The 19,192-nt window shown below is 71.7% G+C and carries 17 protein-coding genes; 5 read left to right on the forward strand and 12 right to left on the reverse strand.

Annotated elements, in window-relative coordinates; translation table 11 throughout:
* Nucleotides 1–63: 63 nt before the first annotated feature.
* The 3 genes from Q8A52_RS05800 to Q8A52_RS05810 form a co-directional block, all read right to left on the reverse strand.
* Nucleotides 64–1,113: a Zn-dependent alcohol dehydrogenase gene (locus Q8A52_RS05800; protein ID WP_316749517.1), complete on the reverse strand. Its 1,050-nt coding sequence runs from the start codon at nt 1,111–1,113 to the stop codon at nt 64–66.
* Entirely contained in the window at nt 1,113–2,267 is a 1,155-nt protein-coding gene (locus tag Q8A52_RS05805; protein WP_316749519.1) for an acyl-CoA dehydrogenase family protein, read from the reverse strand. The genes Q8A52_RS05800 and Q8A52_RS05805 overlap by 1 nt, the downstream gene beginning before the upstream one ends.
* Before the next feature lie 109 nt (nt 2,268–2,376).
* Complete coding sequence (locus tag Q8A52_RS05810) at nt 2,377–3,288, reverse strand: SDR family NAD(P)-dependent oxidoreductase (protein ID WP_316749521.1); 912 nt, start codon at nt 3,286–3,288, stop codon at nt 2,377–2,379.
* A gap of 85 nt (nt 3,289–3,373) precedes the next feature.
* Here Q8A52_RS05810 and Q8A52_RS05815 point away from each other — a divergent pair, with 85 nt between their 5' ends.
* Nucleotides 3,374–4,300 carry a cyclase family protein gene (locus tag Q8A52_RS05815; protein ID WP_316749523.1) on the forward strand — a complete coding sequence of 309 codons (927 nt, stop codon included), beginning with the start codon at nt 3,374–3,376 and terminating at the stop codon, nt 4,298–4,300.
* 254 nt (nt 4,301–4,554) lie between these two features.
* Here Q8A52_RS05815 and Q8A52_RS05820 read toward each other — a convergent pair whose 3' ends face one another.
* The 3 genes from Q8A52_RS05820 to Q8A52_RS05830 form a co-directional block, all read right to left on the reverse strand.
* On the reverse strand, nt 4,555–5,016 hold the full coding sequence (locus Q8A52_RS05820; protein ID WP_316749974.1) for an ATP-binding protein: 462 nt from the start codon (nt 5,014–5,016) through the stop codon (nt 4,555–4,557).
* A 554-nt stretch (nt 5,017–5,570) separates the two neighbouring features.
* Nucleotides 5,571–6,440: an acyl-CoA dehydrogenase family protein gene (locus Q8A52_RS05825; protein WP_316749525.1), complete on the reverse strand. Its 870-nt coding sequence runs from the start codon at nt 6,438–6,440 to the stop codon at nt 5,571–5,573.
* A gap of 8 nt (nt 6,441–6,448) precedes the next feature.
* Nucleotides 6,449–7,582 carry an acyl-CoA dehydrogenase family protein gene (locus Q8A52_RS05830; protein WP_316749976.1) on the reverse strand — a complete coding sequence of 378 codons (1,134 nt, stop codon included), beginning with the start codon at nt 7,580–7,582 and terminating at the stop codon, nt 6,449–6,451.
* 134 nt (nt 7,583–7,716) lie between these two features.
* Here Q8A52_RS05830 and Q8A52_RS05835 point away from each other — a divergent pair, with 134 nt between their 5' ends.
* Nucleotides 7,717–9,234, forward strand: coding sequence for a class I adenylate-forming enzyme family protein (locus Q8A52_RS05835; RefSeq protein WP_316749527.1), 1,518 nt, complete (start codon nt 7,717–7,719; stop codon nt 9,232–9,234).
* On the opposite strand, the gene Q8A52_RS05840 is transcribed toward Q8A52_RS05835, so the two are convergent.
* Together Q8A52_RS05840 and Q8A52_RS05845 are read right to left on the reverse strand one after the other, a co-directional pair.
* The gene (locus Q8A52_RS05840) at nt 9,213–9,722 is read right to left on the reverse strand and encodes an EF-hand domain-containing protein (protein WP_316749528.1); all 510 of its coding nucleotides are present in this window, start codon (nt 9,720–9,722) and stop codon (nt 9,213–9,215) included. The two genes, Q8A52_RS05835 and Q8A52_RS05840, sit on opposite strands and share 22 nt — an antisense overlap.
* A 302-nt stretch (nt 9,723–10,024) precedes the next feature.
* Nucleotides 10,025–10,399: an STAS domain-containing protein gene (locus Q8A52_RS05845; RefSeq protein ID WP_316749529.1), complete on the reverse strand. Its 375-nt coding sequence runs from the start codon at nt 10,397–10,399 to the stop codon at nt 10,025–10,027.
* 322 nt (nt 10,400–10,721) lie between these two features.
* Between Q8A52_RS05845 and Q8A52_RS05850 the strand changes: the two genes are divergently transcribed.
* Together Q8A52_RS05850 and Q8A52_RS05855 are read left to right on the forward strand one after the other, a co-directional pair.
* On the forward strand, nt 10,722–11,294 hold the full coding sequence (locus Q8A52_RS05850; RefSeq protein WP_316749531.1) for a sigma-70 family RNA polymerase sigma factor: 573 nt from the start codon (nt 10,722–10,724) through the stop codon (nt 11,292–11,294).
* Entirely contained in the window at nt 11,291–12,733 is a 1,443-nt protein-coding gene (locus tag Q8A52_RS05855) for a maleylpyruvate isomerase N-terminal domain-containing protein (RefSeq protein ID WP_316749532.1), read from the forward strand. The genes Q8A52_RS05850 and Q8A52_RS05855 overlap by 4 nt, the downstream gene beginning before the upstream one ends.
* A gap of 165 nt (nt 12,734–12,898) precedes the next feature.
* On the opposite strand, the gene purU is transcribed toward Q8A52_RS05855, so the two are convergent.
* Together purU and Q8A52_RS05865 are read right to left on the reverse strand one after the other, a co-directional pair.
* Nucleotides 12,899–13,780 carry a formyltetrahydrofolate deformylase gene (gene purU, locus Q8A52_RS05860; RefSeq protein WP_316749533.1) on the reverse strand — a complete coding sequence of 294 codons (882 nt, stop codon included), beginning with the start codon at nt 13,778–13,780 and terminating at the stop codon, nt 12,899–12,901.
* Between the two features lie 46 nt (nt 13,781–13,826).
* Complete coding sequence (locus tag Q8A52_RS05865; RefSeq protein WP_316749535.1) at nt 13,827–14,327, reverse strand: SCO4402 family protein; 501 nt, start codon at nt 14,325–14,327, stop codon at nt 13,827–13,829.
* Between the two features lie 117 nt (nt 14,328–14,444).
* Between Q8A52_RS05865 and Q8A52_RS05870 the strand changes: the two genes are divergently transcribed.
* Entirely contained in the window at nt 14,445–15,761 is a 1,317-nt protein-coding gene (locus Q8A52_RS05870; protein WP_316749537.1) for an ABC transporter substrate-binding protein, read from the forward strand.
* 63 nt (nt 15,762–15,824) lie between these two features.
* Here Q8A52_RS05870 and Q8A52_RS05875 read toward each other — a convergent pair whose 3' ends face one another.
* Nucleotides 15,825–17,393, reverse strand: a complete 1,569-nt coding sequence (locus Q8A52_RS05875) for a hypothetical protein (RefSeq protein ID WP_316749539.1) — start codon at nt 17,391–17,393, stop codon at nt 15,825–15,827.
* Between the two features lie 211 nt (nt 17,394–17,604).
* On the reverse strand, nt 17,605–18,990 hold the full coding sequence (locus Q8A52_RS05880) for a transcriptional regulator (RefSeq protein ID WP_316749541.1): 1,386 nt from the start codon (nt 18,988–18,990) through the stop codon (nt 17,605–17,607).
* Between the last annotated feature and the right edge of the window lie 202 nt (nt 18,991–19,192).

The following is a 19,192-nucleotide window of genomic DNA, read 5'->3' on the forward strand; positions in this document are numbered from 1 at the left end:
AGGATCGGGCCACACCATTCGGCCACACCATCCGGCCACACCACCGGGCCACGGTGCCGTGGCTCAGAAGGTGAGCACCCCCCGCGCCACCCTTCCCGCCTCCGCGTCCGCCCGTGCCTTCTCGAAGTCCTCGACCGGGTACGTCTCCGTCACCAGCTCGTCCAGCAGCAGCCGCCCCTGCCGGTACAGCTCGGCATACAGGGCGATGTCGCGCTGGGGGCGGGAGGAGCCGTAGCGGCAGCCCAGGATGGACTTGTCCAGGTACATGGAGGAGACCAGGAAGGACGCCTGCGCCGACGCCGGCGGAACCCCCAGCAGGACCGCCTGGCCGTGCCGGTCGAGCAGGTCGACGGCCTCGCGGATCAGCTCGGTCCGGCCCACGCACTCGAAGGCGTGGTCGGCGCCGGTGGGCAGGATGTCCTTCACGCCCTCCGTCGAGGTCAGGAAGTCCGTGGCACCGAACTGCCGGGCCACCGATTCCTTCGCCGGGTTGGCGTCCACCGCCACGATCCGCGGCGCGCCCGCGATCCGCGCGCCCTGGATGACGTTCAGGCCGATCCCGCCGGTCCCGATGACCAGAACGGTGTCCCCGAGACCCACCCGGGCCCGGTTGAGCACGGCCCCCACGCCGGTCAGCACACCGCAGCCCATCAGCGCGGCGGACGGCATCGGGATGTCCTCGGGGATCCGCACCGCCTGCACGGCCTTCACGACCGTCCGTTCCGCGAAGGCGGAGTTGGAGGCGAACTGATGGACCGGCTGCCCGCCCCTGCTGAAGGGCCTGCCCGGGCGGCCGATGGCCTGGCGGCACATGGTCGGGCGCCCCCGGTCGCAGTCCGCGCACGTACCGCAGTTCGCGAGCGTGGACAGGGCCACGTGGTCGCCGGCCGACACATGACGGACCCCCTCGCCGACCGCCTCCACCACCCCGGCCCCCTCGTGCCCCAGCACGACGGGGACGGGGAAGGGTATGGTCCCGTCCACCACGGACAGGTCGCTGTGACACAGCCCGGCCGCCGAGATCGCCACCAGCACCTCGCCGGGCCCCGGATCCCGCACCTCCAGGTCGTCGACGACCTCCACCTGCTTGCCGTCGAACATCACACCGCGCATCACACGACCCCCTTGGGTTCTCTCGGCAGACCGAGCACGCGCTCGGCGATGATCGTGCGCTGTACCTGGTCCGAGCCGCCGTAGACGGTGTCGGCCCGGGAGAACAGGAACAGGTGCTGCGCCGCGTCGAGTTCGTACGGCGCCGAGGCCGACCAGTCCGCGGGCCCCACGCCCGCCGCCGCGCCGCGCACCTGCACCGCCAGCTCCCCGAGCCGCTGATGCCAGCCGGCCCACAGCAGCTTGGCCACGCTGGGCGCACCAGGGTCGCCCGAACCGCCCAGAGTGCGCAGGGCGTTCCAGCGCATGGCGCGCAGCTCGGCCCACTGGCGGACGAGCCGGTCGCGGACGACCGGGTCGGCCGCGGCGCCGGTCTCGACGGCCGTGCGCAGGACGCGCTCCAGTTCCTGGGCGAACCCGATCTGCTGGGCGAGGGTGGACACGCCCCGCTCGAAGCCGAGGAGGCTCATCGCGACCTGCCAGCCCGCGCCCTCGCCGCCCACGACGTGTTCCACGTGCGCGCGTGCACCGTCGAAGAAGACCTCGTTGAAGTCGCTGGTGCCGGTCATCTGGCGGATGGGCCGCACCTCGATACGGCCCGGCTGGTCCATCGGCACCAGCAGGAAGCTCAGCCCGTGGTGCCGCCGTGAGTCCGGGTCGGTGCGCGCCAGCACGAAGCACCAGTCGGCCTCATGGGCGAGCGAGGTCCAGATCTTCTGACCGGTGATCCGGTAGTACGGCTCCTGCGACTCGCGCACGGCGGTGGTGCGCACCCCGGCCAGGTCCGAGCCGGCCCCGGGTTCGCTGTAGCCCTGGCACCACAGTTCCTCACCGGCGGCGACCGGCGGCAGGAAACGGGACTTCTGGGCTTCGGTGCCATGGGCGATCAGGGTGGGCGCGAGCAGGTTCTCACCGATGTGCCCGGAACGCGGCGGCGCGGCCGACCGCGCATACTCCTCGGCCCAGGCGACCTGCTGGGTGAGGGTGGCGGCGCGGTTGCCGTAGCCCGGCTCGGGCCAGCCCAGGCCTATCCATCCCGCCTGGCCGAGGGTGCGTTCCCAGGCGCGGCGGTCATGGGCGGTTCCGGCGTGCTCCGCGAGCCAGGCCCGGGCCTCGGTGCGGAACACCTCGTCCTCACGGTTGAATCCAAAGTCCACGGGGCTCTCCTCTCAACACCGGTCACGTCGGCCAACCCAGGGGCGCGGGGAACTGCGCGACAAGCCACGGACAACCCGCAGCCGCCACACCTCGACGCACCCCGAGCTCTCAAGCGTTGGGCCGATCCCCCTCCCGCGCCGCCCTCTCCATCGCCTCCAGCTGCACCAGCATCGGCATGGGGTCCACCCCCACGCTCCCGGGCAGAAAGTCGGCGATCCGCTCCGGCGTCCACGCCCCCTCGCTGTAAGCCGAACGCAGTTCCCTGGGCTGGGCCCACACCGCGATCTTGGGCCCGGCCACGGTGTACACCTGCCCGGTGACACCCGCCTCGCGGGCCCGTTCGGACAGCAGATAGACCACCAGCGCGGCCACGTCCTCCGGCTCGCCGATCTCCTTCAACTCCGTGGGAACGCCCGCCGACATCCGCGTACGAGCCACAGGCGCCACCGCGTTCGCGCTCACCCCGTACTTGTTCAGGCCCAGCGCAGCGCTCCGCACCAGCGAGATGATCCCGCCCTTCGCCGCGCTGTAGTTGGCCTGCGACACCGAGCCCTGGTGGTTGCCGCTGGTGAAGCCGATGAGCGTGCCGGACTTCTGCTTGCGCATGACCGCCGAGGCCGCGCGGAACACCGTGAAGGTGCCCTTGAGGTGGGTGGCGACGACCGGGTCCCACTCCTCCTCGGTCATGTTGAACAGCATCCGCTCGCGCAGGATCCCGGCCACGCAGACGGCTCCGTCGAGACGGCCGTACGCCTCCAGGGCCGTGTCGACGACGCGTTGGCCGCCCGCCATCGTGGAGATGTCGTCGGCCACCGCGACCGCGTTCCCGCCCGCCGCCTCGATCTCCTTGACCACCGCCTCGGCGACCTCGCTGGTCGGCGCGGTGCCGTCGGTGGACACGCCGTAGTCGTTGACGACGACCCGGGCGCCCTCGGCCGCGGCCGCGAGGGCGACCGCCCGGCCGATGCCCCGTCCGGCGCCGGTCACGGCGACGACCTTGCCTGCCAAGAAGTTCCCCACGCCCGGCCCCTTCCCGCGATTTCTGACGGACCGTTAGATTTTATGGCGCGTCGGACCGTGAAGGACAAGCCCCAGGGAGGCCCCGATGTCACTGCCGGACGAGTTCCACGACATCGCCAAGCGTGTGAACAACTGGGGGCGTTGGGGGGCGGACGACGAGATCGGCACCCTGAACCTGATCACCGACGAGGTGGTGCGCGAGGCGGCGGCGACGGTCCGCACCGGCCGTCGCGTGCCGCTCGCGCTGGCACTGCGCGAGGACGGCGTGCAGACCGGGATGATCCCGGGGCGGGTCAATCCGCTGCACGCGATGGTGCAGATCAACCAGGAGATCTTCGGGCCGGGAACGGTGGCGTGCAGCGACGACACCGTGACGATGGGGCTGCAGGCGGCGACCCACTGGGACGCGCTGACCCATGTCTCGCACTCCGGGAAGCTCTACAACGGCCGTCCCGCGCACACCGTCACCGCGCACGGCGGCGCCGAGTTCAGCGGGATCGACAAGGCGCGGCACATCGTCTCGCGCGGGGTGCTGCTCGACGTGGCACGCGCGCGGGGAGTGGACCGGCTCGACGGTGGGCACGCGGTCACCCCGGAGGACCTGGAGGCGGCCGAGGAGTTCGCCGGTACGCGGGTGCGGTCCGGCGACATCGTGCTGGTGCGGACCGGACAGGTCCAGGTGTATCTCGCCGGGGACAAGCACGCGTACGGCTATCCGTCGCCGGGTCTTTCGGTGCGCACCCCGGAGTGGTTCCACGCGCGCGATGTCGCTGCCGTCGCGAACGACACGCTCACATTCGAGATATTTCCGCCCGAGACGGAGAATCTGTGGCTGCCCGTGCACGCCCTGGATCTGGTGGAGATGGGGATGCTCCAGGGCCAGAACTGGAATCTCGAAGAGTTGTCCACAGCCTGTGGAGAAGAAGGGCGGTATGCGTTCCTGCTGTCGGCCATGCCCGAGCCGTTCGTAGGGGCGACGGGAACTCCGGTGGCGCCGGTGGTCGTTCTCTGAGCCGCTCCTCCCGGCCGGCGGTGGCTCCGGCTGGCGGCGCGGGCACCGTCTCACGCGCCGCCATCCGGTTCGACCCACACTCGACGAGGGCTTGAGTCACCCAGGCCCTCGCCGTCCCCTCGCGGCGAATCGCTGAACACAAGCGTGATCAAACGGTCACGAGGCGTCAACACCGGTACGGCGATTTATTACTTACATCCTGTTTGGAGCCCACGCGCACGGATGCACACCCGGCGCATCACCGTGCACCGGAACTACACGGCCTCGAAAGCCAGCCCCTCGAATTCGGAGACCCCGCCCCCGTACGCCGCCGTGCTCTCCCCGCGCTTGGAGCAGCGGTCCAGTTCGCACCAGATGCGCTTGCCGGCGCCGTCGGGGCTCCAGCCCCAGCGGTCGGCGAGGCCGTCGACGAGCGCAAGTCCGCGCCCGCCGGTCGCGTTCCCGTCCACGCACCGCGGCACCGGGGCGCGATTGCTGGTGTCGGCCACCTCGAGGCGCACCGTCGCCGTTTCGACCTCCGCCAAGGGCAGCGACAGCCGCAGCACGGCCGGACAGCCGGTGTGCACCACGGCATTGGTGACCAGTTCGGAGACGAGCAGGATCAGGATCTCGGCCAGCGACTCGTCGGCCGCTATCCCGGACCCGGCGAGCCGCGAGCGGGCCCACCTCCTGGCCCGCCCCACCTCCGCGGGGTCGGGCCGGATCTCCAGCTGCACTTGAAGCACCTGCACCGCTCACACCATCCGAACCGGCGGACACATGACCCCACACCATGCGAACGCCACGACGAGGGTCGCGACGAGCACCACGACGGGGGCCACGATCGTAGCCATTTTCTGCATGGCCAGAACAACGGCCAGAGCAAGGGTCACGGAACGTGATTCCCTTACGAGACAGCATGGTTGACGTACAGTCACCCCAACAAGCGCTTCGGGCATATTCCAGCGCGAAGGAGTACGCGTGCGGCATACTGTGCGACGCTCGCTCAGGGGAGTCGAACGGGCGGGGACACAAGCCCTTACCGCCCTGCGAGCAGGGGCGCGCACCGCCGAATGCGGGGCCGCCCCAGGGGCGACACCGGCATGGCGCGTGCTCGGAACCACTCGCATCCCACAGAAGGTACCGGAGCGGACAGCCGACTCCAGGCCGTGACGAGTCACGCGTTGGACACAACCCGGTATCGACGCTCCGTAGTTCCGGTATGCCACGATCCGCGACATCCGCCGCACCCGCCGCACGGTTACCGCAGCCCAGATGGGGTTCGGGTGGCTCAGCCCGCCAGGTCCACGGCGAGTAGCTTCTCACTCTCCGTAATCCCACCGCAACGCTGAGCCCGCACCCAGGCCCGCTTCAGATGCAGGTGGACCTCGGACTCCCAGGTGAAGCCCATGCCGCCGTGCACCTGGAGGCAGTCACGGGCGCCGCGTTCGGCGGCCTCGTCGGCGAGCAGCCGGGCCGCCGCGACGTCCACCGGGTCGGCGGTGACGGCCGCCGCGTAGACGGCCGCACGGGCCGTTTCGGCGCGTACCAGCATCTCCGCGCACAGGTGTTTGACCGCCTGGAACGCCCCGATCGGCTGCCCGAACTGCTCCCGCGTCCGGGCGTGGCGCACGGCGAGCTCGCACGCGCGCGCGGCCGTACCGAGCTGTTCGGCGGCGGTGAGGAGCACGGCGACTGGGTCGGTGGCGGCCGGGAGGGCGTCCGGCACCCGGTGCAGCGGGGTCAGCGGATCCACCGACCGCATCGGCACGGCCCCGGAGGCGTCCCCGAGCACCACGTCGGCCTCCGTCAGCCACTCCACCGGCCCACCGCCGACGGCGGTCACGACCGTCTCCCCGGTCGCCGCGCCGGCCACGGCCCCGGCCGCGAGATGCGTGGCCACCAGCGGCCCGGGCAGCAGGGCCCGCCCGGCCTCCTCGAAGGCCAACACGGCCTCGGGCAGGCCGAGTCCGACCCCGCCCCGGGCCTCCGGCAGCCGCAGCGCGAAGAAGCCCGCCGCGCCCAGCTCGCGCCACAGCGCACGGTCCAGGCCCGGCTCGGCGACTGCGGCCTGCAGCGCGTCCGCGTCGAAGCGCCGGGCCAGCAGCTGCCGTACGCCGTCGCGCAACGCGCGCTGGTCCTCGGTGAGTTGAAAGCGCATGGTGCAGCTCACCGCCCCTTCGGCAGTCCGAGGATGCGTTCGGCCACGATGTTCCGCTGGATCTGCGAGGTGCCGGCGGCGATGGTGTACGAGAGGGAGGAGAGGCGGTCGAGGACCCAGGGCCGGCCGAGGTCGAGGCACTCCACGCCGAGTACGTCCGCCGCCGTGTCGTACAGCTCCTGGCGGGCGTGCGAGTACCTCAGCTTGAAGACGGAGCCGCCGATGCCCGGCACCCCGCCGCCCGCCTCCGCCTCGCTCACGTTCCACTGCGTCAGCCGCCACAGCGCCCGGAACTCGGCGTTCAGCCGGCCCAGCCGGCGCCGGAGCGCCGGGTCCTCCCATCGGCCGTTCTTGCGGGCCTCACGGGCCAGTTCGCCCAGGCCCCGGCGGCAGGCGACCACCTCGCCGACGAAGGCCGTGCCACGCTCGAACGACAGCGTAACCATGGTCACGCGCCAGCCGTCGTTCTCGGCGCCCACCCGGTTGGCCACCGGCACCCGCACCTCGTCCAGGAACACCTCCGCGAACTCCGCCGACCCGGCGAGGGTGCGCAACGGGCGTACGGTGATGCCCGGCGCGTCCATGGGCATGGCCAGCCAGGTGATGCCCCGGTGCTTGGGCGCCGAGGGGTCGGTGCGCACCAACAGCTCGCACCAGTCGGCGACTTCCGCGTGCGAGGTCCAGATCTTGGACCCGCTCACCACGTAGTGGTCGCCGTCCCGCCACGCGCGCGTGCGCAGTGCGGCGAGATCGGAACCGGCGTCCGGCTCGCTGAACCCCTGGCACCACACCTCCTCGCCGCGCAGCACGGGCGACAGCCAGCGGGCCCGCTGTTCGGGCGTCCCCTCGGCGGCGATCGTCGGCCCGGCGTGCAGCAGCCCGACGAAGTTGGCCCCGACGTAAGGCGCGCCCGCCTGCTCCGTCTCCTCCAGGAAGATCATGCGGACGCTCGGTGATTCGTCCCAGTGGACCTCCGCGTACCCGGCGTCGTACAGCATCCGCTGCCACCCGAGGTCGTACGCGCGCCGTGCCGGCCAGTCGTCGGGGGACGGCTTCGGCGGCAGGCCGGGGAGCACCTCGGCCAGCCACTCCCGCAGCCGCGCCCGGAAGTCCTCCTCCTCGGGCGTGTACGACAGGTCCATTCCGACCCCCACCCATCTGATACTTCGTCAGATACTCCGGGCAGGCTAGCCCCGCGCCTCTGGACCGACAAGGCGGGCGGCCCTACGCTCTCCGCACGATCTGACGTAGCGTCAGCTTGAGGGAGGGTGTCGGGATGAACGTCACCGCACATGAACTGAGCACGTCCCGCACGCTCTGGGACCTGGTCGCCCGCCGCGCCGAACTCACCCCCGACCGGGCCGTGTTCCTCCAGGACGACCGGGCGCTGACCTTCGGGGAGCTGCGCGGGCGCGCCGAGCGGGTGGCGGCGGGCCTGTACGGCATGGGGGTGCGGCCCGGCACGGTCGTCGCCTGGCAGCTGCCCACCCGGATCGAGACGGCCCTGCTGTCGTTCGCGCTGGCCCGGCTGGGCGCCGTGCAGTCGCCGGTCATCCCCTTCTACCGGGACCGGGAGGTCGGCTTCGCACTGCGGGAGTCCAAGGCGGAGTTCTTCGCCGTGCCGGGCACCTGGCGAGGCTTCGACCACACGGAGATGGCGCGGCGGCTGGGTGCGAAGGGGGTCTTCGAGGCGTACGACGACCTGCCCGACGGCGATCCAGGGGTGCTCCCCGCCCCGCCCGCCGAGGGCACCTCGGTCCGCTGGATCTACTGGACCTCGGGGACCACCTCCGACCCCAAGGGCGTCCTGCACACCGACCGCTCACTGATCGCGGGCGGCTCCTGCCTCGCCCATGCGCTGCATCTGTCGGCGGCGGACGTGGGCTCGATGGCGTTCCCGTACGCGCACATCGCCGGGCCCGACTACACGGTGATGCTCCTGCTCTACGGCTTCCCCGCGGTGATGTTCGAGCAGTTCGCGCTGCCCCAGGCGCTGGAGGGGTACCGCAAGCACGGGGTGACGGTGGCGGGCGGGTCGACGGCGTTCTACTCGATGTTCCTCACCGAGCAGCGCAAACAGCCGGGCGAGAAGGTGATCCCGACGCTGCGGCTGCTCGCGGGCGGCGGGGCGCCGAAGCCGCCGGAGGTCTATCACGCGGTGGTCCGTGAGATGGGGGTGCAGCTCACGCACGGGTACGGCATGACGGAGGTCCCGATGATCACCATGGGGTCGCCGGACGACACGGCCGAGAACCTTGCGACGACGGAGGGGCGGCCGCCGCAGGGGATGGAGATCCGGATCGTGGACGGGGAGGTGCGGTTGCGCGGGGAGGCCGTCTGCCAGGGGTATCTGGATCCGGCGCAGACGGCGCAGGCCTTCGACGGGGAGGGCTTTCTGCGCACCGGCGACCTCGGGCAGGTGACCGACAGCGGTCATCTGGTGCTGACGGGCCGGTCCAAGGACGTGATCATCCGCAAGGGCGAGAACATCTCCGCGAAGGAGATCGAGGACCTGCTGCACCGGCACCCGGCCGTCGGGGACGTGGCGGTGATCGGCCTGCCGGACGCCGAGCGCGGGGAGCGGGTGTGCGCGGTGATCGAGGTGGCGGCACAGTCTCCGGAGGCCGCCGGGCTGACCCTGGACGCGGTGACCTCGTACCTGCGCGCGGAAGGGCTGTCGGTGCACAAGCTGCCGGAGCAGCTGGAGCTGGTGGACGCCCTTCCGCGCAACGAGACCCTGCGGAAGGTACTCAAGTACAAGCTGCGGGAGCGCTATTCGGACACGGTGAAATAGCGGGCGACCGCGGGCACGATCTCCGCTTCGCCCACCCTGCCGTCGCCGTCGGTGTCGAGCGCACCGGCGGCCGACCGGGCGATGTCGTCGTGCACCCCGAGGACCCTCAGCACGCGCGCGGTGTCCTCCACGGTGACCATGCCGTCCGGGGCGGCCGCGAGGTCCAGGGCCGCGTGCAGGAAGGGGCGGGCGATCTCGGCGAACCGGTCGGGGTTGTCGTGCAGCCGCTTGACCGCGCCGTTCACGAACTCCTCGCGGGTGATGCGCTGGTCGCCGTCGCGGTCGGCGATGCCCGCCATGCCCTGCCAGAACGCCTCGGCGCCCGCGTACAGGGCCTGCCCCTTGGCGGATCTGGCCGCGGTCCCGAACTCCGCGAGCAGCGCCTTGGCCGCTCCGCTGAAGTCCTCCCGGTCGATCCAGCCGTTGCCGTCCTGGTCGAAGGTGGCGAACCGGGCGGCGATCCTTCGCTCGTACTCGCTGCTGACCATGTCTCCTCGGGCCGCCTCACATCACGTCGGGGTACGTCTGACCGGGAGCGTACGACGCTCCGGCCCACTTGCGGACGGGAAACCGACGGTTGTGCCAAGACCGGGGGAATTCTGGGACAACAGTGTGGCGGTGGCGCACTGTGATGGCCAGGCAGGCCATGTGGCGAATGGACCCGGTTCACAAGGCTCCCGACCGGACCGAGCTCGACGAACGCCGGGATGCGACCCGGGCGCCGGTGACCGAGTTCGTCACGGTGGCCAGGAGCATGCTGGACCGAGTCGCATCCATGCCGGGGCGGGGCTCAGGCCGACAGGGGTTCCGTGTCTTCCGTTGTCGCCGATTCCAGGTCCGGGTACACGTCGAACAGGCGGCGGACGCCGAGTGCGGCGAAGACTCGGTTGACGTGCGAGCCGTCAGCCGTGCCCAGGGCCGGGAGGATCAGGCGTAGTCTGCCTCGGCAGGAGCGGATCAGGCGGCGGGCGGCGATCAGTACGCCGACGCCGCTGGAGTCGCAGAAGAAGACCTCAGAGAGGTCGAGGACCAGGGCGTGATGGCCCTCGGCCACCACGTCGTGCACCCGTTGCCGCAGCACCGGCGACGTCACCAGGTCCAGTTCGCCCGACACCCGAAGCACGGCCCACTCGCCCCGCTCGATGCCGGTCACTTTGAATGCCACGGCCCAGCCCTCCGCTCGCCGGATCTCATGGAACCGCCCGGAAACGGAAGCAGTTCCTACGTTTCTTTCCGCGCGGCTGCCCAGCGGCCGTTCCCTGAAACCCCGGGTAACAAACAGAGGGCGATCGACAAGGGTCTTGTTTCGGTCACTATCGATCCTGTTCGATCGGAAGAGGATTGGGCAGCAGCACAGCGACCCCTTACCACCCGCGGCCTCTCGGGGGGCGCACATTGACACAAAGGGGCGTGCGCTCCCGGAGGTGCCGACTACATTCGAGGAGACGGTGGATACACGCTGGACACGGACATGGGGAGGGGGCCGGATGGCGAAGAAGGACGCACCGCCCCGCTGGGACCGCAAGATGCAGCAGCGGCTCGCTCGCGGCGAGACGGCCGCCCTCGGTGAGCTCTATGACCGCTTCGCCTCGCTCGTGCACGGCCTCGCCCACCGCGTCCTCGGCGACGAGCGCGCCGCCGACGGCATCACCCGTGAGGTCTTCGCGCACGTCTGGGAGCACCCGGACGCCTACGACCCCAAGCAGGGCCCCCTGCGCTCCTGGGTCGCCGCGCTGACCCACCGGCTCGCCGTCCAGCGGCTGCGTGCCACCGAGACCGCCGCGCTCACCCGCGGCGACACCGGCTCCGCGGAGGAACTGGAGCGCAAGGTGCGCCACGCCTCGGTCGCCGCCCGCGCCGACTACATCGTCCACTCCATGCCCGCCCCGCTGCGCGCCGCCCTGGAGCTGGCCTACTTCCAGCGCCGCGACTACCGCCAGACCGCAGTGGACCTCGGCGTCACGGAGGACGAGGCCCGCCGCCGGCTCCGCCTGGGCCTGCAGCTGCTGTCCACCGCCCACGACGCCGGCCGGCCGTCGGGATACGGGGGTGCGCTGTGACCGGAGCGGGACGCTTCGAGGCGTACGACGAGCACGAAGGGCGCGACGAGCACGGGGGCTACGACGGCTCCTGCGACGGCCCCTTCGACGACGACTTCGACGGCGACTTCGACGAGGAGAGCGAGCGCGGCACGGAGTACGACGGTCAGGGCGCCGGAAGCGGCGGCGCGCGGCCGTCGGAGCCGGGCGGCCCCGGCGGCACCGACGGCGGCGGGAACGGCGGCGGCAGGAACCCGGACCGGCCGCCCCGCATACCGATGCCCCGGATCTCCGTCGAGGACAGCGGGCTGCCGCTGCCCGAGCCCTCCGGTATCGCACCCGCCCCACTGGTGCTGCCGCACGACGTCCTGAAGTCGCTGCTCGGAGCGTGGGCACTGGCCGCCTGTTCGGCCGCGGAGGCGGCGGCCGTCGAGGAACACCTCGGCGAGTGCGGCACATGCGCGGACGAGGCGCTGCGGCTGCGCGACGCGGTCGGTCTGCTGCACCAGCCGGAGAGCCTGGACCTGGACCCGACCCTGCGCACCCGGGTCCTGGAGAGCTGCCTGGAGCGTCGGCCACCGGCCATCCCGGTGCCCGGGTGGGCGGCTCCGTACGACGCCGAGACCGCGCGTCTCGACGCGCTGCTCCAGGACATCGGGGACGCCGAGTGGCACGCGCCGGTGCGGCTGCGGTGGTTCGAGCGCGACGTGGCGACCAGCCGCCGTACGACGGTCGCCGGGGTGATCGCGCACCTGATGTCCGTCGACGGCCTGGTCGCGGTCGCGCTGGGCCTCGAGGATCCGCTGGGCGAGGCGGAGGGAGAGGCCCCGCTGAGCCCCGCCGCGCGCACCGAGGCGTTCTGGCAGGCCTCGCGCTTCCCGCCGACCCGCTCCGTGCGGGCACCGTGGCGGGAGCAGAGCCACAGCATCGTACGGACCGTGTCCTTCACCGGCGGCGGCGGACAACTGACCGTCCCGTACGGCGACTTCGAGCTGCCACTGCGCGACGCGATGCTCGACCGGGCCTTCGAGTGCTGGGTGCACGCGCACGACATCGCCGAGGCGGTGGACTACCCGTACGAACCGCCCTCGCCCCGCCATCTGAACCGCATGGTCGACCTGGCGGCCCGTATGCTCCCGGCCGTTCTCGCGGCCAGGCGCCGCGCGGGCCTGGCCTCGCCCGGCGCGGCCCGCCATCTGGTCACCGCGGGCGCGCCCGGCCGCAGCCTGCGCCTGGAGATCGAGGGTTCCGGCGGCGGCGAGTGGCTGATCCCGCTCGACGCCCCGGGAGCGGTGGGCTCCGCCGACCACGAGGTGGCCCATGTCGCGCTGGACGGCGTCGAGTTCTGCCGCCTGGCCGCGGGCCATGTGTCTCCGGCGGAGGCGGCGGCAGGTCAGGTCGGCGACCGGGAGGCGATCAGGGATGTGCTGTTCGCGGCGGCTTCGTTGAGCCGGATGTAGCCGGATGTAGGGGGCGGTTGCCGCTCGCGGACGGCTGCGGGTTGTCTGTGGCTGATCGCGCAGTTCGCCGCGCCCCTCGACGTGCGGCCGCCGCAAAGGTGCGCGGGGAACTGCGCGAACGGCCCCCACGCACCTGCAGCCGCCCGCGAAGCAGACCCCCAGTCCCTAGGCGAAGACGACCGTCCGTCGCCCGTTGAGCAGAATCCTCCGCTCCGCATGCCACTTGACGGCCCGCGCGAGCGCCTGGCACTCCACGTCGCGGCCGACGGCGACCAGCTGGTCCGGAGTGACGTCGTGGCCGACGCGCTCGACCTCCTGCTCGATGATCGGGCCCTCGTCGAGGTCGGCGGTGACGTAGTGCGCCGTGGCGCCGATCAGCTTCACGCCCCGCGCGTGCGCCTGGTGGTACGGCTTGGCGCCCTTGAAGCTCGGCAGGAAGGAGTGGTGGATGTTGATGATCCGGCCGCTGAGCTGCTTGCACAGGTCGTCCGAGAGCACCTGCATATAGCGGGCGAGGACGACCAGCTCGACGTTCTGCTCGCGGACGAGCTCCAACAGCTGCCCCTCGGCCTGCGCCTTGGTGTCCTTCGTGACCGGAATGTGGCGGAAAGGAATGTTGTAAGACCCCACCAGCTCGGCGAAGTCCGTGTGGTTGGAGACCACGGCCGCGATCTCCACCGGAAGGGCACCGATACGGGCGCGGAACAGCAGGTCGTTCAGGCAGTGCCCGAACTTGCTGACCATCAGGACGATGCGCATCTTCTCGTCGGCCCGGTTGATCTGCCAGTCCATCTGGAAGGAGTCGCCGATCGCCGCAAAGCTCGCCCGCAGCTTGTCCACCGTCACCGGCGCCTCCGCCGAGAAGTGGACGCGCATGAAGAACAGTCCCGTGTCGTGGTCGCCGAACTGCTGGCTGTCCTCGATGTTGCAGCCGGTCATGAACAGATAGCTCGACACGGCGTGCACGATGCCCTGCTTGTCCGGGCAGGAGAGGGTGAGGACGTACTGGTCGGCGGGGGCCGCGGCTCGGCCGGACTGCTCACTCATGCACCACAGGGTCCCATACCGGGCCTGCCCCGCGGTTCGGCGTCCGCTACGCGGACCGCGTCATTATCCGCAGTACCTCAAGGCTCCGCGGCGGCGCGTCCGGGTCCTCCCCGTCGCTCGCCGACATCCTGACGTGCGCGTCCCGTGCCGCCCGCACCGCCTCCGGCCACGCGTGGTGCTCGACGTAGGCCTGGACCGGCGCGTCCGGCCCGACCTGGTGCATGATCCGCAGCACCCGCAGCACGGCGGTGTCGACGAGCGCCGCCTCCTGCGAGTCCCGGAAGATCGTGCCGACGTACTTCTCGGCGGACCAGCTGTCCAGCCAGGTGTCCTCCACCAGCCGGTACACGGCGTCGGTCACATCGCCGTATCCGTCCGCGCCGGCCAGCCAGACGTCGCGCTGGAAGTCCGGATCGGAGAGCATGTGCAGCGCGGAGCGCACATTGCTGCGCCAGCGCCACCACGGCATGTCGTTGAGTGGCATGCCGCCCATGGTGGATGAGCGACGGCCGCGACGGGAAGAGTTCTCCGAACCTTGCACGGTCATCGATCGTACGTTCTTCGTCTCAGGCGTCTCACCGGCCCCCGTAATTCACCTGGGCGTCACCTTTCGTTGACCGAGGGTCACTCCCGGGTTAGTGATGTGGCGGAATCGTGCGTGTCCATGACCGGCAGGCGATACTCGCGCAGCACCTTCTTCCCCATCTTCACCCGCCCTGTCAGAAGAGCAACCGCACTCTCCGCGGGCGCTCTGGTGGCGTGTGCCGCGCTGACCGCCGGATGCGGGGTCATCCCCGGTGCCACGGGGGGCTCCGGGGATGACCCGATCAAGGTCATGACCTGGGCTCCGGAGAACACCAACGCCACCAACAAGCCGGGCATGCCCGCCATGGCGGGGACGTACGCCCGCTGGCTCAACGCCCACGGCGGCATCAACGGCCGCAAGCTCAAGGTCCTGTACTGCAACGACCACAACGACAGCGTCGACGCCGCGAAGTGCGCCCAGCGCGCGGTCGACGAGAACGTGGTCGCGGTCGTCGGCTCCTACAGCCAGTTCGGCGACGCCTACCTGGCCCCGCTGGAGAGTGCGGGCATCCCGTACATCGGCGGGTACGGCGTGACGAACGACGAGTTCACCAGCGTCACGTCCTACCCCGTCAACGGCGGCCAGCCCGCGCTCCTGGCCGGGCTCGGCAAGGCGCTCGCCGTGAACTGCGGCCCCGTGGCACTGGTCCGGCCCGACAGCATCGCGGGCGACGAGCTGCCCCCGCTGCTCGACTCGGGCCTGAAGTCGGGCGGTCACACGCCGGCGGAAGACCTGCTCGCTGCCGAGGACTCCACCGAGTACGGCGTGCCGTCGGAGCGGGCCCTGCAGGCGTCGACCAAGGACCCGGTGAAGAAGGGGTGCGTGGTGCCCGCGCTCGGGGAACGCACGGACACCTTCATGGACTCCTTCCGGCGTACCCGCGAGGAGTTCCCGGCGGTGAAGACCGCGACCGTGCTCGGCAGCGTCGACCAGACGGTGATCAACTCGACGGGCGGGGCGAACAGCCCGTACGAGGGGTCCTACATCAGCGGCTGGTACCCCGTGACCTCCGACGCGCGCTGGAACCGGATGAAGAAGGTGATCAACGAGGAGGCCTTCGGCGACAACCGCATCGACCCCGCGGACGCCGGAGTGCAGACCACGTGGATCGCGTACACCGTCTTGAAGGCCGTCCTGGAGCGGATCGGCAGCGGTGAGGTGAGCGCGGACAGCGTGCGCCGGACCCTCGACAACGGCCTCAAGGTCAGCACGGGCGGCCTCACCCCGACGCTCCAGTGGCAGCGCTACACGGGCAAGCTCGCCGGCGTCGGCTTCGCCCGCCTGGTCAACGCCCACGTGACCCTCCAGGTCGTCCAGGAGGGCAGGCTGGTGTCGGCCAAGAAGGGCGGGGTCGTCGACGTGACGACGACGCTGGAGAACGCGGACCTCAGCTAGGGGACAGCACACCCAGGTCCTGCCGACGAGTCCCGGGGCCGTGCGGCCCCGGGCCCCTGCGGCTCAGAGCTGGGTCGGCTGGCGCTGGGTGAGGCCGTACTTCCCGGCGATCGCGTTCCACAGCTGCGCCGCCGTGACCTTCTGGGTGCTGGCGGTGCCGCTCTCACGGTTGCCCGCCTGGGTCTGGCCGGTGCTGCGGGCCTGGCCGTGTCTGCAGCCGTGCTTGCCGGAGATCTGGTCGGCCCAGGCCGCGTAGTGGTTGTCGGCCGACGCGGACGCCTGCCAGGCCTTGTTGAGGGCGGCGGTCAGCGCGGCGTTGTTCGGCAGCTTGTCGACGGACAGCTTCGACAGGCGGGTGACCAGCTCGTTGCGCTGCTTGGCCGCGTCACGCAGGTCCGAGGCGGCCGTGTCCAGGTTGTTGCAGGCCTTCACATTGGCCACGGCCCTGATCACCGACGCCCGGCTGCTGCCGCTGTCGGCGAGCAGCTTGTCCAGCGCGACGGCCTGCTGCTGGGCCGGGTCTGCGGCCGCGGAGGCGGACTCGCCGGTCGCGGGGGCCGAGGCGGCCACGTTCTTGTTGGCGTTGCCCTGGTCGCCGCCGCCACCGCCGCTGAGCATCGCGCCCGCGCCGACGCCGAGGACGGCGAGGCCGACGCCGATGGCCGCGATGAGCGGCACCTTCGAGCCGGAACGGCCGCCGCGGCCGCCATCGTCGTCGTCAAAGTCCGCATAGTCCGCGCGCCGCCCGCCACCGGGTCCCGGCGGGGAGTACGAGGGCTGCCCGGGGTAGCCGCCCGGGGCCTCCTGGACACGCGGGAGCTGCTGTGTGGACCCGGCCGGGGCGCCGCCACCGGGCCCGCTGCGGAAGAGGTTGTCGAAGTCGGACGGCGGCAGCCGGTCGCCGCCGCCGTACGGATCGGTCACCGGAGCGATGTACTGCGTGGCCTGGGCATCGGGGTGGGCGGCGGGCTGCGCCGCGCGCCCCAGGAACCGTGTCTCCTCGGAGGGGGCCTCGGGCGGCATCGCCCCCGCTGCCACCGGGGATATGTACTGGGTCGCTCCCTCGTCCACGGGAGCGGGACCGGCCGCCGGGACCGGGGGTATGTACTGGGTGGCGCCCTCGTCGACGGGAGCGGCGGCCTGCGGGTACGCCCCCGCTCCGGCGCCCTGCCCGGCGTACGGGTCGGGCACGGCGGGCGGCAGGGGCTGGGCCGCCTGGCCGCTTTGTGCGTACGGCAGCTGGTGCTGCTCGGAGCCGTAGGGCTGCGGCAAGCCGTAGCCCGAGTCCTGGCCGCCGTACGTCGGCGCCGCGCCCTCCGGGGGCAGCGGACCGGCGCCGGGCATGGCCGGGGCCTCCTGCGGCTGCCACGGGGCGGGCTGCTCCGGGGTGCCCCACTGCTGGGCCGCCGCGGGGGGCCAGCCCTCGCCGGGCTGGGGGGCCTGCCGCGGGTCGGGACCCCACGGCTGACCCCAGGCCTGGCCGCCGGTCGGGGCCCCGGCCGGGGGCCCGCCCGTCGGAGCGGCCGGGCGCGCGGCAGGTCCGGCCGCCATTCCCGGCAGCACGGGCTCGCTGCCGTCGGAGGGCAGCACGATGCCTTCGCGTGCGGGCTCGCCCTGTCCACTCTGCGTCACCGGGACTCCTACGAATGGGGGACTTTCGGAATCGTCGGGTCACGCTACCGGGTCCCCCGAGCCGGGTGCCACGCAGCTCAACGGCGATCTTGCTCCCTGTGACAGCAGTAACAGAACCGCCCCGTGGCGCGCTGTTAATGGCACCTCCTGTGTGTCCCCTGCGCATAAACGGGCCGTTTCCCGCTCGTTCACGCACCCACAGGGCGCTTGTTCACGCGGCCTGTTGCACGTCCAGCCGCGCCCCGAACTCCCGCACCACGGGCTCGTCCCGGTACGGCTCCAGCCGCTGCTGGAAGTCCTCCAGGTACTCAGCGCCCCGGTTGGAGCGGAGCGTCTCGAGGAGTTCGACCGCCTTCATGCCCGTACTGCACGCCTGTTCGATCTCACGCTGCTGCACCTGTGCCGTGGCGAGCAACACATAGCCGATCGCCCGCCGGCGCGCCCGCTTCTCGGGATGTCCGGCCAGCGACTGCTCCGCGCACCGCGCCGCCGCCTCGGCCTGCCCCAGGTCGCGGTGGCAGTGCGCCAGCTCGTCGGCCAGGTAGGCCTCGTCGAAGTGCGCGATCCACGCCGGGTCGTCCCCGGAGTCGGCGTCGGCCGACTCCATGGCGGTGATCGCCCGCCCGGACGCCGCCTGGGCGGCCCGCACATCGCCCAGCAGGGCATGGCCGCGCGCCTCGGCGGCGAAGAACATCGCCTCCGCGCGCGGAGTCACGCGCCCCCGCGCCCCTTCCTGCGCCGCCCGCGCGAGCTGCGCGATCTCCCGCGGGTTTCCGAGCTGCGCGGCGAGGTGGCTCATGGAGGCGGCCAGCACATAACCGCCGTACCCGCGGTCGCCCGCCGCCTGCGCCAGGCGCAGGGACTGGATGTAGTAGCGCTGGGCGAGCCCCGGCTGGCCGGTGTCGACGGCCATGTACCCGGCCAGCTCGGTCAGCCGGGCCACCGCGGCGAACAGATCGCGGCCGACCGCCTCCCGGTAGGAGCCGGCGAGCAGCCCGGATACGACGCTGTTGAGGTAGTGCACGACGACCGGGCGCACATGCCCGCTGCCGTACTGGTGGTCGAGGTCGGTCAGCGCCTGCGTCATCGCGCGGACGGCCGCCACGTCGGAGTGCCCCACGCGCGGTCCGGCCTGGCGCGCCACCTGCGAGTCCGGCGCCGAGATCAGCCAGTCGCGGCTCGGCTCGACGAGCGCGGACGCGGCGACGGAGGAGCCGGACAGGAAGTCCCGCCGGCCCACGTCACTGCGCCACAGCTCGCAGACCTGCTCGATGGCCCCCAGTACCGTCGGCGAGAACTGGAGACCCACGCCCGAGGCGAGGTTCTTGCCGTTGGCCATGCCGATCTCGTCGATCGTGACCGTACGGCCCAGCTTGCGGCCGAGCGCCTCGGCGATGATCGCGGGCGCCCGGCCCCGCGGCTGCTGTCCGCGCAGCCAGCGGGCCACGGACGTCTTGTCGTAGCGCAGGTCGAGACCGTGCTCGGCACCGCACATGTTGACCCGGCGGGCGAGCCCGGCGTTCGAGCACCCCGCCTCCTGGATGAGCGCCTGCAGCCGTTCGTTCGGCTGTCGCGCGACGAGAGGCCTCGCGGCCATGGCATAACCCCCTGCGAACCCCTGAAGCGGAAAGATCCGGCCGTGAAGATCGATGCCCCGCGGGCATACCTAAAATGCGGGACATGCGAGGATTGCCGGGGTAAAGGCTGCTGCCGACCCCCACACGTGGCTACCCACCTCACTCCACGGTTCCTCCCGCGCGCCCCCGCATGTGCACCCATGCGCCCCGGCCGCCGAATCG

It is taken from the genome of Streptomyces herbicida (assembly GCF_032656585.1).
In the GTDB taxonomy this organism is placed as follows: Bacteria; Actinomycetota; Actinomycetes; order Streptomycetales; family Streptomycetaceae; genus Streptomyces; species Streptomyces herbicida.

Excerpts from the sequence above, each read along its gene's own strand:
- Q8A52_RS05870 (WP_316749537.1), top strand. The coding sequence starts at position 14,445 with ATGACCGGCAGGCGATACTCGCGCAGCACCTTCTTCCCCATCTTCACC.
- Q8A52_RS05800 (WP_316749517.1), bottom strand. The coding sequence starts at position 1,113 with ATGCGCGGTGTGATGTTCGACGGCAAGCAGGTGGAGGTCGTCGACGAC.
- Q8A52_RS05825 (WP_316749525.1), bottom strand. The coding sequence starts at position 6,440 with ATGCGCTTTCAACTCACCGAGGACCAGCGCGCGTTGCGCGACGGCGTA.
- Q8A52_RS05880 (WP_316749541.1), bottom strand. The coding sequence starts at position 18,990 with ATGGCCGCGAGGCCTCTCGTCGCGCGACAGCCGAACGAACGGCTGCAG.
- Q8A52_RS05865 (WP_316749535.1), bottom strand. The coding sequence starts at position 14,327 with ATGACCGTGCAAGGTTCGGAGAACTCTTCCCGTCGCGGCCGTCGCTCA.
- purU (WP_316749533.1), bottom strand. The coding sequence starts at position 13,780 with ATGAGTGAGCAGTCCGGCCGAGCCGCGGCCCCCGCCGACCAGTACGTC.
- Q8A52_RS05835 (WP_316749527.1), top strand. The coding sequence starts at position 7,717 with ATGAACGTCACCGCACATGAACTGAGCACGTCCCGCACGCTCTGGGAC.
- Q8A52_RS05830 (WP_316749976.1), bottom strand. The coding sequence starts at position 7,582 with ATGGACCTGTCGTACACGCCCGAGGAGGAGGACTTCCGGGCGCGGCTG.
- Q8A52_RS05815 (WP_316749523.1), top strand. The coding sequence starts at position 3,374 with ATGTCACTGCCGGACGAGTTCCACGACATCGCCAAGCGTGTGAACAAC.
- Q8A52_RS05850 (WP_316749531.1), top strand. The coding sequence starts at position 10,722 with ATGGCGAAGAAGGACGCACCGCCCCGCTGGGACCGCAAGATGCAGCAG.
- Q8A52_RS05840 (WP_316749528.1), bottom strand. The coding sequence starts at position 9,722 with ATGGTCAGCAGCGAGTACGAGCGAAGGATCGCCGCCCGGTTCGCCACC.